This window comes from Azotosporobacter soli (assembly GCF_030542965.1).
GTDB lineage: Bacteria > Bacillota > Negativicutes > SG130 > SG130 > Azotosporobacter > Azotosporobacter soli.
Genome location: NZ_JAUAOA010000005.1, coordinates 143,772 through 160,266 on the forward strand (window position 1 = coordinate 143,772; position 16,495 = coordinate 160,266).

Here is a 16,495-nt window from a genome sequence, read left to right on the forward strand (position 1 = left end):
ACGAGGATGCGTCTTATGTTTAGTTAAAACATATTTTATCTAATTCCATGCGCGGTGTCAAGTTTTCTCATTTATATTTGCCGCTTTATTCTCCGGTACTGCCAAAACCGCCGATTCGTTGCGTTCCTGATTCCTCTTCCTGATCTACACAGAGATATTTATAAAAAACGCCCTGTGCAATTCTCGTCCCCGCCTCAATCGTAACCGCCTCGGTGCCATGGTTAACAATCGCAATCATGATATGCCCTTCATTATCCGGGTTGTCATAATAATCACAGTCGATGATGCCCTGTCCGTTGATTAAGCTCAACATATGCCGTAAAGCCAGACCCGAACGGATATGAATGCCAAGGTATTCATCGTTTTGCATATAAGCTTTGATTCCAGTGGGTACGAGCGTGACTTTTCCCGGCAACAACTCTACCGTTTTTGCAGCGGAAAAATCGTAGCCGGCACTACGCATCGTCTTACGTTTCGGCAATTTAAGACCTTGGTCTTGGTATGCGCCGATAAATTTAAAACCCCGTAAATTCATAGGTCACTCCTTCACGCTGCGGCCCGAGTACGGTTAAACATATTTGTCCGGCACAAAATAGTCCGTTAATCATTTTTTGCAATGACTCGCAAGTAACCGCGTCAATTTTATTCACGACTTCTTCAAGCGTCACATATTTTCCCATTATGATTTCTAGTTTTCCAAGACGTGACATCCGGCTACTTGAACTTTCCAAGCCTAAAAGCAAATTTCCTTTTAACTGCTCCTTCGCCTTTAAGAGTTCAGATTTTGAAATGCCATTCGTGCGCAGTTCCTCGAGCGTCGCTTTGATAACACGCAATACTTCTTGACCGTTTTCGGGACGCGTACCTGCATAAATGCCAAATAAGCCTGCGTCGCTATAATTGGTCTGATACGAATAAACCGAATAAGCCAGTCCCATTTCTTCTCGGATTGTTTGGAAAAGACGCGAACTGATGCCGCCGCCTAAAATGTTATTCAAAATGTGCAACGTATAAATTTCTGGCGACCCTTGCGGCAATCCCGGCGTGCTTAAACAAATATGCGTTTGCTCGATCGCTTTTTCATGAAAACTGGTTCCATTTTGAAAAAGCGGCGCCGGGCAACGTCCGGTCTCATGTGTTACAGTCGGCGATAAACAGAGTGACTCCTCAAGCATCGTCTTTAATGCTTCATGCGTCAAATTTCCTGCCGCCGCAATCACGATATTCTCCGGTCGATAATATGCATCATAATAAGCGCGCAGTTTTTCTTGATCGAATGCATCAACAGTTTGCAGCGTGCCTAATATTTTTCGCCCTAACGTATGCTCTGGCCAGACACGTTCCATATGCAAATCATGCACCAGCTCATCCGGCGTATCTTCATACATATGGATTTCTTCTTTGACAACTTCCCGTTCTTTTGCAATATCCGTTTCAGAAAAATCGGCCCGGAGCAACATATCGCTTAAAACATCGACCGCTAATGCAAGATGAGAGTCCACCATCTTTAAATAATAACAAGTATGTTCCTTGGCCGTAAAAGCATTGATTTGTCCGCCGACCGAATCAATCGTTTCCGCAATTTCCTTCGCTGAACGCTTTTTCGTCCCCTTGAACATCATATGTTCCATAAAATGCGATATTCCCTGATTTTCAATCGTTTCAAATCTAGAGCCCGCTTTAATCCAGGCACCTAAAGAAATGGATTTAACGTAGGGAATTGTTTCCGTCACCAGAACAATTCCGTTAGGCAAGACTGATTTTTGGTACATGCTAAGCGCTCCCTCGTAGACTGATTTCAAACTTCGCTATAAGAACGGTTCGCGACGCAATAGAAAAACCCCTGCTCACAACAGAATCACAAATAGTAGCATTTCCTTTTGCAGTCTAAAAAGGCTGTCCCTGACAAGCGGATAAACGCCCATCTCGAGACAGCCCTTTTTCATAAGTCCCTATTAATTAGCCGCTTCAGGCTTCTTTTCGCCTTCGACCGGCAGCAAGTCTTTTCTTGACAAGTTCACACGGCCCTGACGATCCACTTCGCTGACCTTAACCGTTATAACATCGCCAACACTAACGACATCTTCAACTTTGGCAACACGTTCACGCGCCAACTGCGAAATATGAACCAGGCCTTCTTTACCCGGCAGGATTTCGACAAATGCGCCAAACGCCATCAGCCGCGTCACTTTACCGGTATAAATACCGCCAACTTCTACTTCACGTACCAAATCTTCAATGATCTTGATGGCTTTCTGACCGGCTTCGACAGTGACTGCTGCAATGAAAATATTGCCGTCATCTTCGATGTCAATCTTAACGCCAGTTTCGTCAATGATTTTTTTGATGATTTTGCCGCCTGGTCCAATAACGTCGCGAATTTTATCCGGATGAATTTTCATTGTGATGATGCGCGGCGCATAAGGAGACAATTCTGCACGAGGCTTATCAATGACCGCAAGCATCTTATCCAGGATATGCTTGCGCCCACGTTTCGCCTGTGCCAGTGCCGCGCCAAGAATTTCCCGCGTAATACCGGCAATCTTGATATCCATTTGAATCGCCGTGATACCATTGTCAGTACCCGCAACCTTGAAATCCATGTCGCCCAGCGCATCTTCCAACCCCTGAATATCCGTCAAAATCGAAAAGTGATCGCCGTCTTTGACGAGGCCCATCGCAACGCCGGATACAGGACGAATAATAGGTACGCCAGCATCCATCAAGGAAAGCGTACTGCCGCAAACACTGCCCATTGAGCTCGAACCATTCGATTCGATAACTTCAGATACAAGACGAAGGGTATACGGAAAGTCAATTTCGGACGGAATTACCGGGACCAACGCACGCTCAGCTAATGCGCCATGCCCAATTTCTCTGCGTCCCGGCGAGCGCATCGGACGAGTTTCGCCTACGCTGTAGGGGGGAAAGTTATAATGATGCATATAACGTTTCGAATCTTCGACGCCCAAGCCGTCAAGGATTTGTTCATCGCCAATCGCACCAAGCGTTGTAATGGTCAGAACCTGCGTTTGGCCGCGCGTGAACAAGCCCGAACCATGCGTTCTCGCAAGCAAGCCCGCCTCGCAAGCAATCGGTCTGACTTCTTCAAGTTCGCGTCCATCCGGACGAATTTTATCCACCGTAATCATCTTACGGACAATTTCCTTAAGAACCTTTTGCACCATGTTCTTTACGTCTTTACCATTATCCGGGTACAACGTCGCAAAATGTTCCACCACAGCCGCTTTAGCGGCTTGGGTTTCTTCTTCACGCTTTTGTTTATCCGGATTGCTGACAGCTTGACGCAACAAATCGGTTGCATACGCTCTGACAGCCGTGTTAATTTCTTCCGGCACTTCATACAAAGCAATCGTACGTTTCGTTTTGCCAATTTGCTCGACGATTTTCGTTTGAAATTCGATGATCTCCTTAATGACATCATGGCCATGAATGATCGCGGCTAAGACCGTTTCTTCGGACAGCTCATTGGCACCCGCTTCTACCATCATGACAGCATCTTTACTGCCGGCTACGACCAAGTTGAGTTGGCTTTCATCCTGCTGCGCCACTGTCGGATTAATGATAAACTCACCATCAATCAAACCAACGCGCACCCCCGCAATCGGGCCATTAAACGGCACATCCGAAATGGATAATGCGCACGAAGCGCCAATCATCGCTGTTACATCCGGTGAGTTATCCTGATCAACCGAAAGAACCGTTGCAATAACTTGTACATCATTGCGGAATCCGTCAGGAAACAGCGGACGAATCGGACGATCGATCAAACGGCTGGCCAATACGGCCGCTTCGCTAGGACGTCCCTCCCGTTTGATGAAGCCGCCCGGAATTTTACCGACTGCATAAAGACGTTCTTCGTAATCAACCGTCAGCGGGAAGAAATCAATTCCTTCACGCGGTTGTGCCGAGCCAGTAGCTGCTACAATCACGGCGGTGTCACCATACTTAATCAAAACCGAACCGCCAGCTTGTTTAGCCATTTTACCCGATTCGATCGTAAGCTCCCTGCCGCCGACCTTCATAGAGAAAGAATGCATATTGAGTTGTCCTCCTCTTTCTATTTAACCCTTTTTTTATTCACAATTTTTGTTTGTTCGACATAAAAGACTTATTTCCTGTTAACCTCTATCAAGATAAAATAAAAAAAGCGGGAAACCCCGCCTTTTTTATTTTCTGAGATTCAGTTTCTCAAGAATCGTACGATAACGTTCCAAACCATTTGCTTTCAGATAGTTCAGCAGATTTCTGCGCTGACCAACCATCTTCAACAGACCGCGTCTGGAATGATGATCTTTCTTATGCATTTTTAAGTGCTCGGTTAAATAATTAATCCGTTCAGTCAAAATAGCAATTTGTACTTCCGGAGATCCGGTATCGCTTTCATGGACGCGATATTGTTGAATCAGTTCTTGTTTACGTTCTAAAGTAATCATTAGGTACCTCCTCTTATAATATCCCCATTAGCCAAGACAATCGTCGGAGTTGTCGATAATCCTCGCCACGGTTGATTAGGGATCACGTCCCCACTTGCAATATTTTATCATATGGCGTGTAGCTTGTAAACAGCATTATCAAATCTTCTGTCTCGAAAAAAATTCTCGTGCCGCTAAGGCATCGTCGCCAATCTGTCGTTTCAATTCCTCAAGTGAATCGAAGCGTTGCTCACTGCGCAGTCGTTTTAGGAATTTTACATCTACGATCCGTCCATATAAATTCCCTTTAAAATCAAAAATATGCGTTTCAATCGTCTGATCGCCGTCTTCAAATGTCGGATTCAGTCCAATATTAGTGACGCTATGATAAACAGCCTCTCCAATGACAATCACAGTCACATAAACACCCTTGTCCGGTAGTACCCGTTGCGGTGCAACCGCCAGATTAGCAGTCGGAAAACCGAGCAGCTTTGCGCCGCGTTTTTTTCCATGCACCACAGTGCCACGCACACTGACCGGACGCCCCAAAAAGCGGGCCGCCGTTTCGACATTCCCCTCTAAAACCAAACGACGAATCAATGTACTGCTAACAATCTGCTCATCGATATGAACGCCGGGATGAATCGACACAGCAAAACCGTATTTTTCGCCTGCTTCCGCAAGAAAATCAGGATTTCCGGAGCTACGGTAGCCAAACGAATAATTCGGCCCGACCACAACATTCGTCGGCTGCAGATTTTCAACCAGCAGGGCAATGAACTGCTGCGGCGAAAGCTTTAAGAACGCGGCAGTAAAAGGGATCGCCAACAGCACATCAACGCCAAGCTCACGCAATACTTCCGCCTTCTCTTCCAACGTGGCAATCTGCGGCGGACAACGTGACGGGTCAAGCACCGACAGCGGATGATTAGTAAAGGTAAAGACAACGCTGGTTCCAGCCACAGATCTGGCCTTTTCCACCGCTTGAGCAATAATTTCCCGGTGTCCGACATGTACACCGTCAAACGTTCCCAGCGCAACACAAACGCGCGAGAAACGCCCTTGCATCAATTTAATATCATTGATAATTTCCATCGCCAAAACCCTCTCGCACTCGACACTCTTTCATTTCTTAGAAAGATTCCGGAAAGACTTTTTCTGGAATCAGACAGCCGCCTTGCTGCATGTAACGGCCGATGCCAAGCAATCGCTCGTTGGCATAGACACGACAAATTGTACCCTCTGTTAGCGCCGCTTCAACGGTGGGGTGTTGCCCCCACGAAAAAGCCCTGCAATCTGTTTCAGATAGATGCAACGCCGGCAGTTCCTGAATACCCCAATCAAGAGGCAATAAAACCTTCTCAGGATTAGCCGCCACTTCCTCCAGACTCGATGCCTGGGCCACAGAAAATCGTCCTACTCTGGTACGCACCAAAAACGTCATGGTTGCCGGACAACCAAGTCTTTCACCGATATCTTCACATAGCGATCGAATGTAAGTTCCTTTTGAACAGGTCACCGAAAAAACAAACCTCGTTTCCGCTGGCTGCATCAAGCTAATCGAACTGATATCGATCGTGCGCGCAGGACGCTCTACTTCAATTCCAGCGCGAGCCAGCTCATAGAGCTTTTTTCCGTCAATCTTGATCGCGGAATACATTGGCGGCACCTGTTGACTACGCCCTAAAAACGACTGTAAAACTTGATTTATTTCCTCGGCCTGCGGCAACGAAGCCATTTCTTTTATCATAATGACTGTACCAGTATCATCACCGGTATCGGTCGCATAGCCGAGCGTGAGCTCCGCTCTATATTCTTTGTCGGCAGCCGTCATATATTCTAAGAGTCGCGTGGCCTTCCCCAGGGCGACTGGCAACACGCCGGCAGCAGCAGGATCAAGCGTCCCTGCATGACCAACCTTCTTCGTCCGATATATCCGGCGCAAGCAGGCGACAACATCATGCGATGTCATTCCAGGCGGCTTCAGTATGTTTAAAACGCCGTCTTTCATACACCATACTCCTTTAATTGTGCAGCAGCCTGCGCCAATACCTTAGCCTTGGCATCCGCCAACGATCCTTTTACCGTACAACCAGCAGCGCGATGATGCCCCCCGCCAGAAAAAGCGCGTGCAACCGCATTAACGTCAGCATTTTTCGAGCGCAGACTTACCCTTATAATTCCTGCTTCCGTCTCTTTGAATAAAGCCGCAATCTCAACGCCCTCGATGGCACGCGGATAATTGACAAACCCTTCCGTCGACTCCACTTTTCCCGCTAGCGACTGATCAACTGAGATAAATGCGATCTTTCCGTCCGCATAGATTTCAAGAGTGTCAAGTACCTTTCCCAGCACCGCTAAGGAGGCCGCCGTACGCGTTTCAACATTTTCGGCAATTTCCTTCGGTCTTGCTCCCCACTCGACTAGCGTCGCCGCAATCCGCAGCACAGCTGGACTCGTATTGGCATAACGGAAAAAACCGCAATCGGTAACAATTGCAGTATACAGGCACACAGCAATCTCCGCCGACTTATCGCCCGGCACTAACGACTGGATCAAATGATAAACCAGTTCACCGGTTGCTGCCGCACTCGTATCAATCGCGCTCAGTTTTGCTGCAATCGTGTTTCCCAAATGATGGTCAATATTTATTGCCGTATCGTATGAACACTGGGCAACAATACCAATTCGGTGCCATTCGCCTGCATCCAAGACAACCAGGGCATCTACCCGGTCGGTAAACAACGGTCTGCGGATTCTTTCCCAACCAGGCAAGAAACGGTACATTGCCGGGACTTCATCATCCAAAAGCATATGTACCGTTTTCCCCATGGCCGCCAACTGATGATATAAAGCCAACATAGACCCCAAGCTATCACCATCGGGCTGTTGATGAGAAGTAACCGCAATCACCTGACATTGCTGCAGGCACGCAGCAATGTTGATCAGTCGGTCCATCCCCATATTATTCTTTCCCCTCTTCTGTGTTGATTTTCAACAACAGTTCCTGAATACGGGTACTATAGTCCAACGAAGTATCCAGATGCCATGTTAACTCAGGCGTCAAACGCATTCGCACACGTTTGCCAATTTCTGAACGCACATAACCAAGGCAACTCTGCAAGCCTTGCCAGGTATTGGCTTTTTGTTCATCACTCCCCATGAGGCTGACAAACACTTTTGCCTGCCTCAAATCACCCGTTATTTCAACGGTAGTAACCGTCACAAAACCAATACGTGGATCCTTCACTTCAGTGAGGAGCATCTTGCTAATTTCCTGCTTAATCAATTCTTGTACTTTCTCAACTCGCACTTGTCCCATTATAATTCAACCGCTCTTTCTTTAAGCTTTGGGAGCTACTTCTTCCATTACGAAGGCTTCTAAGATATCGCCTTCCTTTAAATCGCGAAACTTGTCCAGCGTGATGCCGCATTCATAGCCGGTGGCTACTTCCTTGACGTCATCTTTGAAGCGGCGCAACGACTCTAATTCGCCTTCATGAACAACAACGCTGTCGCGCAAAACGCGAACCTGGCTCTTGTTCGTTATTTTGCCTTCCAACACATAGCAACCGGCAATCAGCACCTTGGAAATCGTGAAGACTTGTCGCACTTCGACGCGCCCTTGAATCACTTCCTTGAATTGCGGCGCCAACATTCCCGTCATCGCAGCTTCCACATCGTTCAAGGCTTCGTAAATAACGCGATAAGTACGGATGTCGATTTTTTCATTATCCGCAGCTTTGCGCGAGTTCGCATCCGGACGCACGTTAAAACCAATGACTAAGGCATTGGAAGCCGAAGCCAGCATTACATCCGACTCATTGATTGCGCCGACGCCAGAATGAATCACATTGACGCGCACTTCTTTGTTGCCAGCCGTTTCATTCAGGCCGAGCAGCGATTGTCTAAGCGCTTCGACCGACCCTTGTACGTCAGCCTTGATGACAATGTTCAAGTCCTTTATATTGCCATCCTGAATCTGCTTGAACAGATCGTCAAGCGATACTTTTTGATTATGCGCCATTTCCTCTGTACGTTTTTTCGCCACACGTTTCTCTGCAACGCTTCTGGCAATGCGCTCTTCAACGCAAACCATTACGTCACCTGCAGCCGGAACATCGGTAAAGCCAAGTACTTCAACCGGCGTAGACGGTTCCGCTTTTTTCACTTTCTCGCCCCGGTCATTAACTAGCGCCTTTACTTTGCCAAACGCGGTTCCAGCCAGAATCGTGTCGCCAATCCGCAATGTACCTTTTTGCACCAATACGGTAGCGACTGCGCCTCTACCCTTGTCAAGCTTCGCTTCAATGATAGTTCCCATCGCCGCCCGATTCGGATTCGCCTTCAACTCCTGAACTTCCGCTACCAGCAAAATCATTTCCAGCAACTCTTCAATACCATCACGTTTATGCGCCGATACCGGTACCATAATCGTCTCGCCGCCCCACTCTTCGGGGATCAATCCATATTCGGACAACTGCTGCTTAACACGATCCGGGTTCGCTTCAACACGGTCCATCTTGTTGATAGCAACAATAATTGAAACATTTGCCGATTTTGCATGATTGATGGCTTCAATCGTTTGCGGCATTACGCCATCATCCGCTGCAACAACCAGAATCGCAATATCGGTTACCTGAGCTCCGCGTGCACGCATCGCCGTAAACGCTTCATGCCCAGGCGTATCGAGAAAGACAATTTTCTTGCCTTTGCACATAACTTGGTAAGCACCGATATGTTGCGTGATTCCGCCCGCTTCCTGCGAAGTTACTGCAACGCGCGTTTGACGGATCGCATCAAGTAGCGACGTTTTGCCATGGTCAACGTGCCCCATTACGGTAACGACCGGAGAACGCGGCATCAGGCTCTTAGGATCATCTTCAATCTCAGCTACTTCCGTCGGATCCTCTTCCGGAGGAAGCGCTTCAACTGTTACCTGAAATTCAGCAGCCAAGATTTCTGCCGTGTCATAATCCACTTCCTGATTGATTGTAACCATGATGCCAAGCATCAGGAACTTTTTAATAACTTCCGCTACTTCACGGCTCATTTTGACGGCCAATTCCTTAACCGTGATACTTTCGGCAATTTTTATATGCTTCGGTCTGATCGGTTCCGGTTTCGGAGTCGTCATCTGCGGTGCATGACCGCCGCGACCGCCGCGTCTTTGGTTGCCGCCCTGCTGACCAGGACGACCGCCGGTATTATTGCGCCGCTGGTTATTCCAACCGCCAGGACCGCCGCCCTGACCTTGAGGGCGTTGGCCGCCCTGGCCTTGCGGACGTTGTTGGAAGCCGCCTTGTTGGCCACCTTGCCCTTGCGGACGTTGTTGGAAGCCGCCTTGTTGGCCACCTTGCCCTTGCGGACGTTGTTGGAAGTTGCCTTGCTGAGCGCCTTGGCCTTGCGGACGTTGTTGGAAGCCGCCTTGCTGGCCGCCTTGTCCTTGCGGACGTTGCTGGAAGCCGCCTTGCTGACCGCCTTGGCCTTGCGGACGTTGTTGGAAGCCGCCTTGCTGGCCGCCTTGTCCTTGCGGACGTTGCTGGAAGCCGCCTTGCTGACCGCCTTGGCCTTGCGGACGTTGTTGGAAGTTGCCTTGCTGACCGCCTTGGCCTTGCGGACGTTGTTGGAAGTTGCCTTGCTGACCGCCTTGGCCTTGCGGACGTTGTTGGAAGTTGCCTTGCTGACCGCCTTGGCCTTGCGGACGTTGTTGGAAGCCGCCTTGCTGACCGCCTTGGCCTTGCGGACGTTGTTGGAAGTTGCCTTGCGAACGCTGCTGTTGACCAGGCAACGCTTGAGCCGTCTGTCCTTGCAGCTGCGCTGCCGGCGCATTGGTTGCAGGTCGAGCCGGAGCTGGCGTTACTGCCGGCTTAGCTTTTTCTTCGCTAGGGGCTACGCTTCCCGTCTTATGGGCAAAAGTCCGATCTATCACTTTTTTGGCCTCTTCCTCTACGCTACTCATGTGGTTTTTTGCCACAATACTATTGCGTGCTAAAATGTCAATAATCACTTTGCTGGTTGTATCATAGTCTTTTGCTAATTCATACACTCTGTATTTAGACATTCATCCACCTCCACTGTCATGATCCGGCTAATATCTTTGCCATTGCCCGACCAAAACCTTCATCATTTATTCCCACTGCGGCTCGATACTGTTTTCCAACAGCTTGCCCCAGATCTTCCTTAGTCAGAACCACATGCCACTCGATCCGGCAAGCTTCTGCCAAATGGCTGTATTTTTCACATGTATTTTCAGCTGCATCCGCTGCAATTAAGAGCAGCTTAATTTTTCGGTCGCGCAACGCCTTTTCGATCACCTGATCGCCCGAGATGATCCGCCCTGCTTTTTGTGCAAGCCCCAATAGAGACATGAGTTTAACCGTTTGCTGTGCCGTCACTGTAAGATTCCCGTCCGCAGCGCTTCATATACTGTTGGCTCAATTGCTTTATGCAGCGCCTTTTCCAAACGTTTTTCTTTGACTGCTTTTTCCAGACATGCGACATCGCGGCAGACATAAGCTCCTCTGCCCGATTTTTTCCCGGTAACGTCAAGTTCAACCATCTCTTCCGGAGTCCGTACAACACGCATCAATTCACGTTTAGCCTTCATTTGCTGACAGCCAACACACATGCGTTGCGGAATTTTTTTTATTCCCGCCATGCTCAGCCCTCCGTTCTTGCCTGACTTTCACTTTTGATATCAATTTTCCATCCGGTTAGCTTAGCAGCCAGCCTCGCATTCTGTCCCTCTTTACCGATTGCCAGCGACAATTGATAATCCGGCACGATCACTTGAGAAATCTTTTCAACCTCATTAACTTCAACGTTAACAACTTTAGCAGGGCTCAAGGCATTGGCAATGTACTTTGCCGGATCGGTATTCCATTTAACGATATCTATTTTCTCACCACGAAGTTCATTGACGATGGCCTGAACCCGCACACCCTTATGACCGACACACGAGCCTACCGGGTCCACGTTTTCATCACGTGAATAGACGGCAATCTTAGAGCGAGCCCCCGGTTCTCTCGCCACCGACTTAATCTCCACCACGCCATCATGAATCTCTGGGACTTCCAATTCAAACAAGCGCTTCAAGAGCCCTGGGTGTGTACGCGATACTAGAATTTGCGGCCCTTTTGTCGTTTTTTTCACTTCAATTATATAAGATTTGACGCGTTCGCCATGTTTATAAACTTCGCCAGGAATTTGTTCCGACGGCGCCAAAATAGCTTCCGCTTTGCCTAAATCAATATATACATTCTTTTGTTCAATGCGCTGTACTATGCCCGTTAAGATATCGCTTTCCCGGTTAGAAAACTCTTCATAAATGATACCCCGCTCTGCTTCCCGGATTCGCTGCACAACAACCTGTTTCGCAGTCTGCGCAGCAATACGACCAAAATCTTTCGGAGTAACTTCTATTTCGACGACATCTTCAACCTCATAACGCACATCACTTTTTCGCGCTTCCAACAATTCAATCTCCAGGCGGGCATCATTCACTTCTTCAACGACTGTCTTGCGCGCAAAAACATGAATTTCTCCCGTCATTCGATCCAATGATACCCTGACATTTTGAACCGCGCCAAAATTTCGCTTATAAGCCGAAATCAGAGCCGCCTCGACTGCATCAAACAGCACTTCCGGAGCAATCCCTTTTTCCTTCCCCAATTGTTCAAAAGCTTGCATGAATTCTGCGTTCACTTACATTCCTCCTGCATGAAAATAACTTTACGCCGTATTAAAACTCGAGGTGCAATCGAATCAGCGATACTTTTTCCCGCGGTATTCTAATTGTTTCCCCGTCTACGTCCAAAACGATGTTCCCAGCCTCAAGGCCGTGCAATTTTCCGATCCACTGTTTGCGTCCCTCAATCGGCGCAAACGTGTTCATTTCCACCATACTTCCCGCATGCCGTACAAAATCGCGCTCTTTCTTCAAAGCGCGATCAAGTCCAGGCGATGAAACTTCGAGATAATAGCTGTCCGTAATTGGATCGGCTGCATCCAATTTGTCTTCCAGCGCTGAACTAACAGCTTGGCAGTCCTCGATCTCCAAGCCGCCCTCCTTGTCAAGGAAAATGCGCAGATACCAGTCACGCTCCTTGACATACTCGACGTCCACCAACTCAAGCGCGGTATCGCGGATGATTTCAAGCACAAAACCTTCCACTAACGCCTCAATTTCCATCTTGGCCATAGGCTTCCCTCCATTCATTGTAATAGTTTGAAGAACACATACGATGAAAGAGTGGGTTGGATACCCACTCTTCGCAAACGACACTCTAAGTAAATTATTACTGTAGTCCATTATAGCACCAGTGTTTTTTTTTTACAATAGACTTTAGCCAAACAATATCATTTGATCCGTTTCCAGCATTCCGTCCAAGCAACCATGCTGACGCAGCACCTCGATCACGGTTTTGGAAACGCGTGAGCGATTGCGTAAATCTTCAATTGAAGAAAAGACATGCCCTTCACGCGCTGCCGCAATATTGATTGCAGCATTGTCGCCGACGCCCTGCAGCGCAGCCAGCGGTGGCAGCAGCCCTTCTTCCACAATCAGAAATTTGGTCGCATCCGATTGATAGAGATCAACTTTACGGAACGAAAAACCACGCAAATACATTTCCAGAGCAATCTCAAAGATCGTCTGCAATCCCTTCTCTTTCGGACTGATTGTATTTCCCATGCTTTCGAATTCAGCCAATTTACTGCGCAGAACGTCCTTGCCCTGCACAATCAAATCGGCATCGAATTCCGTAGCTCTGACGCTGCAATAGGCTGCATAAAAGGCCTTAGGATAATGAACTTTGCAGTAAGCAATTCGAAATGCCATCATCACATAGGCCACTGCATGCGCTTTTGGAAACATATATTTGATCTTCTGACATGATTCCACATACCATTCCGGCACATTTTTTTCACGCATCTTTGCAACATCGTCCGGCTTCACCCCCTTGCCTTTGCGCACACTTTCCATTATTTTAAATGCCGTTTGCGGCTCTAACCCTTTATGAATCAGATACACCATGATGTCATCGCGCGCCGAAATCGCTTCCGACAATTTCGCCGTGCCTTCTTTGATCAAATCCTGCGCATTGTTTAGCCAGACGTCTGTTCCGTGCGAAAATCCGCTGATTCGCACCAGTTCGCTAAACTGCTTTGGCAGCGTGTCTTCGAGCATTTGGCGTACGAACTTTGTCCCAAACTCCGGTATCCCAAAGGTGGCAACCGGGCTACCAAGATCGGCAGCCTTGATTCCCAGCGCATCGGTACTGGAAAACAGACTCATCGTCGCTTGATCATCAAACGGCAACGTCTTGGCATCAACACCGGTCAAATCTTCCAGCATCCGGATCATCGTTGGATCGTCATGTCCGAGGATGTCAAGTTTAACCAGACGTCCACTGATCGAATGGTAATCAAAGTGCGTCGTAATCGTTCCTGAATCTTTGTCATCTGCCGGACGTTGTATCGGCGTAAAATGATGCACGTCCATATCACGCGGCACAACCATAATCCCGCCTGGATGCTGACCTGTCGTACGCTTGACCCCGGTACAACCGGAAATCAAGGAGTTGATGTGCGCATTGCGCGGCGTAATCCCTTTTTCCGAAAAGTAGTTTTTCACATACCCATAGGCTGTCTTATCGGCAATCGTTGCAATAGTCCCCGCCTTGAACACGTTATCCTTGCCAAACAATTCTTCCGTGTATTTATGCGCTATCCCCTGGTATTCACCGGAAAAATTGAGATCGATATCCGGCACCTTCTCGCCGAAAAAGCCCATAAATACGGCAAACGGAATATCATGGCCATCTTTGATCATTCGAGTGCCGCAACGCGGGCAGTCTTTATCCGGTAAATCGAATCCGCCGCCATAGGTGCCATCCGTGATGAACTCACTGTGTTTGCATTGACCGCAGCGCCAATGCGGCGGCAACGGATTCACTTCTGTAATATCCGTCATCGTCGCAACAAACGACGAACCGACCGAACCTCGCGAACCTACAAGATAACCATCGTCAAGCGATTTCTTTACCAGTTTGTGTGCGATCAGATATAGCACGGCAAAACCATTATTGATAATCGCATCCATCTCGTATTTGAGTCGTGCAGCGACTATCTCCGGCAGCGGCGTGCCATACATGGATTCCGCCTTATTCGTCGCCATATTGCGGATATCGTCTTCCGCCCCGGGTATTTCGGGCGAATAAAGTTCATCCGGAATCGGTTTTATCGCATCAACTAGAGCCGCCACCTGGCGTGGATTTTCAATTACGACCTCTTGCGCCTTAGCGGCGCCGAGATAAGCGAACTCTTTCAGCATTTCCTCGGTTGTTCTAAAATAGAGCGGCGGTTGGTGGTCTGCATCAGAAAAGCCTTTACCCGCCATCAAAATGCGACGGTACACTTCATCTTCCGGATTCAGAAAGTGAACATCGCAGGTTGCCACGACCAGTTTGCCCAGCTTTTCCCCAAGCTGGCAAACCTTGCGATTTACATTGCGCAGCGCTTCTTCATTCGCAACCATTTTTTCGCGCAGCATAAATTCATTGTTCAAGATCGGTTGAATCTCTAAATAATCGTAGAATTCAGCAATCTCTTCCAGTTCAGTGTCTGAAGCACCGCGTAAAATTGCTTGGATCAGTTCACCCGCTTCACAAGCGGAGCCCAGCAACAAACCATCACGGTACTCTTTTAAAATTGTGCGTGGGATCTTTGGGGTACGATGCAGATATTTCAAATGCGACAACGACACCAAACGATATAAATTACGCAAGCCCACACTGTTTTTGGCCAAAATAATAATATGGCGCGCTCGCGTAATGTCATCGTCAAACAGATAGCCTTCCATCCCATAAATAACTTTAATGCCTGCTTTTGCAGCAGCATCATGCGCTTCAGGAAACGCTTGAACCACGCCATGATCAGTAATTGCCACCGCCTCATGCCCCCACTTGATCGCCGTCTGAATCAGTTGTTTAGCGGAAACAACCGCATCCATATTGCTCATTCGAGTATGCGCGTGCAATTCCACCCTTTTTATTTCCGCTTCATCCGTTCGGTTTCCCGTCATTTCCATTCGACACATGCTGTCCGCATACATGACAAGTTCATTGCTGTATTTATCAAACTGCACGGTTCCCTTGGCCTTTACCGCCATACCAGTCTTCAGGTTTGCAGAAACCTTATCAAAGGCATCTTTATCCTTATCTTCAAAAAACACTTTGCCGCTCAAACCGCCCGTGACGTCGCCGATATCAAACGTCAACAAAAAGCGCCCGGAGCGTAACGTGCGAAAATCCAAATTCAGCAGTTGTCCTGCAACTACAACGCCTCTCGCCTCTTCGTCAATTTGATCAAGCGGCATTGGCGCGGCCTTAATAGCACGCCCGAAGAAAATTGTAATTTCTTCCTTCTTGTTAGCTTCCATATTATGTTGTCCTTCTAGCGCTACAAGATATTCCGGCGTCATGATGTCGTCATCACAAACCGTCGCTTCCTGAACTGTGAGCGCCCGATGTTTAATCGGACAACGTTGTCCAATTAAGTCTGTCAACTTGCGTTCGAGTTGCGGAATGATTTGCTGAGCTTCCAGAATTTCCATCGACAAATCGCCAAGCGTTTCCAAATGCAAGCATCCGTTATCATAACGCCACGAAGCATTGCAGAGCAAATGTTTTACTGAGTGAGCCTTACCGGCCACTTCATCAATCAGACGTTTCCACTCTGCTGTAATCAACACTTCCGGATCCGTCGCCTGTTGAACAAAATGAACCGTTGTCAAACCACAATTCTCACATATTTTTCGGCGTATCTTATCTAACAAGTTTTCCGGCAAAAGTTCCATCCCGCGCAGAATCATCCGCCAACTATTTTTTTCCGTATTCACTTCCACTCTAACAACGTCAAGTGTTTCTAATTGACTGCGTTCAGCAGCTCCAACAGACAGCTGCGCGGCCAATTGACGAAACCCTTCCTGGTTATTGGGAATAATACAATAATTATGCATATATGCCCTTCAACCTCTCTCCCACATCCATACCGTT

Annotated in this window: 14 protein-coding genes; all 14 read right to left on the reverse strand. The window is 48.1% G+C overall.

Features of this window, described 5'->3' with window-relative positions; genetic code table 11:
* Positions 1–85: 85 nt before the first annotated feature.
* Entirely contained in the window at positions 86–535 is a 450-nt protein-coding gene (gene dut / locus QTL79_RS07185) for a dUTP diphosphatase (RefSeq protein ID WP_346354276.1), read from the reverse strand.
* Positions 516–1,772, reverse strand: a complete 1,257-nt coding sequence (locus QTL79_RS07190) for a M16 family metallopeptidase (protein ID WP_346354277.1) — start codon at positions 1,770–1,772, stop codon at positions 516–518. The genes dut and QTL79_RS07190 overlap by 20 nt, the downstream gene beginning before the upstream one ends.
* A 183-nt stretch (positions 1,773–1,955) precedes the next feature.
* Positions 1,956–4,061 carry a polyribonucleotide nucleotidyltransferase gene (locus QTL79_RS07195; protein ID WP_346354278.1) on the reverse strand — a complete coding sequence of 702 codons (2,106 nt, stop codon included), beginning with the start codon at positions 4,059–4,061 and terminating at the stop codon, positions 1,956–1,958.
* 129 nt (positions 4,062–4,190) lie between these two features.
* Complete coding sequence (rpsO, locus tag QTL79_RS07200) at positions 4,191–4,457, reverse strand: 30S ribosomal protein S15 (RefSeq protein WP_346354279.1); 267 nt, start codon at positions 4,455–4,457, stop codon at positions 4,191–4,193.
* Positions 4,458–4,595: 138 nt separating this feature from the next.
* Positions 4,596–5,531: a bifunctional riboflavin kinase/FAD synthetase gene (locus QTL79_RS07205; RefSeq protein ID WP_346354280.1), complete on the reverse strand. Its 936-nt coding sequence runs from the start codon at positions 5,529–5,531 to the stop codon at positions 4,596–4,598.
* A 37-nt stretch (positions 5,532–5,568) separates the two neighbouring features.
* Entirely contained in the window at positions 5,569–6,447 is an 879-nt protein-coding gene (gene truB, locus QTL79_RS07210; RefSeq protein ID WP_346354281.1) for a tRNA pseudouridine(55) synthase TruB, read from the reverse strand.
* Positions 6,444–7,400, reverse strand: a complete 957-nt coding sequence (locus QTL79_RS07215; RefSeq protein WP_346354282.1) for a DHH family phosphoesterase — start codon at positions 7,398–7,400, stop codon at positions 6,444–6,446. The genes truB and QTL79_RS07215 overlap by 4 nt, the downstream gene beginning before the upstream one ends.
* A 1-nt stretch (position 7,401) precedes the next feature.
* Positions 7,402–7,758, reverse strand: a complete 357-nt coding sequence (gene rbfA / locus QTL79_RS07220) for a 30S ribosome-binding factor RbfA (protein ID WP_346354283.1) — start codon at positions 7,756–7,758, stop codon at positions 7,402–7,404.
* A gap of 21 nt (positions 7,759–7,779) precedes the next feature.
* Entirely contained in the window at positions 7,780–10,500 is a 2,721-nt protein-coding gene (gene infB, locus QTL79_RS07225; RefSeq protein WP_346354284.1) for a translation initiation factor IF-2, read from the reverse strand.
* Positions 10,501–10,516: 16 nt separating this feature from the next.
* Entirely contained in the window at positions 10,517–10,834 is a 318-nt protein-coding gene (locus QTL79_RS07230; RefSeq protein ID WP_346354285.1) for a L7Ae/L30e/S12e/Gadd45 family ribosomal protein, read from the reverse strand.
* Positions 10,831–11,097 carry an RNase P modulator RnpM gene (gene rnpM / locus QTL79_RS07235; RefSeq protein WP_346354286.1) on the reverse strand — a complete coding sequence of 89 codons (267 nt, stop codon included), beginning with the start codon at positions 11,095–11,097 and terminating at the stop codon, positions 10,831–10,833. The genes QTL79_RS07230 and rnpM overlap by 4 nt, the downstream gene beginning before the upstream one ends.
* A gap of 2 nt (positions 11,098–11,099) precedes the next feature.
* Positions 11,100–12,143, reverse strand: coding sequence for a transcription termination factor NusA (gene nusA, locus QTL79_RS07240; RefSeq protein ID WP_346354287.1), 1,044 nt, complete (start codon positions 12,141–12,143; stop codon positions 11,100–11,102).
* A 37-nt stretch (positions 12,144–12,180) separates the two neighbouring features.
* Positions 12,181–12,639 (reverse strand): ribosome maturation factor RimP, encoded by a 459-nt coding sequence (locus QTL79_RS07245; protein ID WP_346354288.1) that lies wholly within the window; start codon positions 12,637–12,639, stop codon positions 12,181–12,183.
* Between the two features lie 144 nt (positions 12,640–12,783).
* Positions 12,784–16,458, reverse strand: coding sequence for a PolC-type DNA polymerase III (locus QTL79_RS07250; protein ID WP_346354289.1), 3,675 nt, complete (start codon positions 16,456–16,458; stop codon positions 12,784–12,786).
* Positions 16,459–16,495 lie beyond the last annotated feature (37 nt).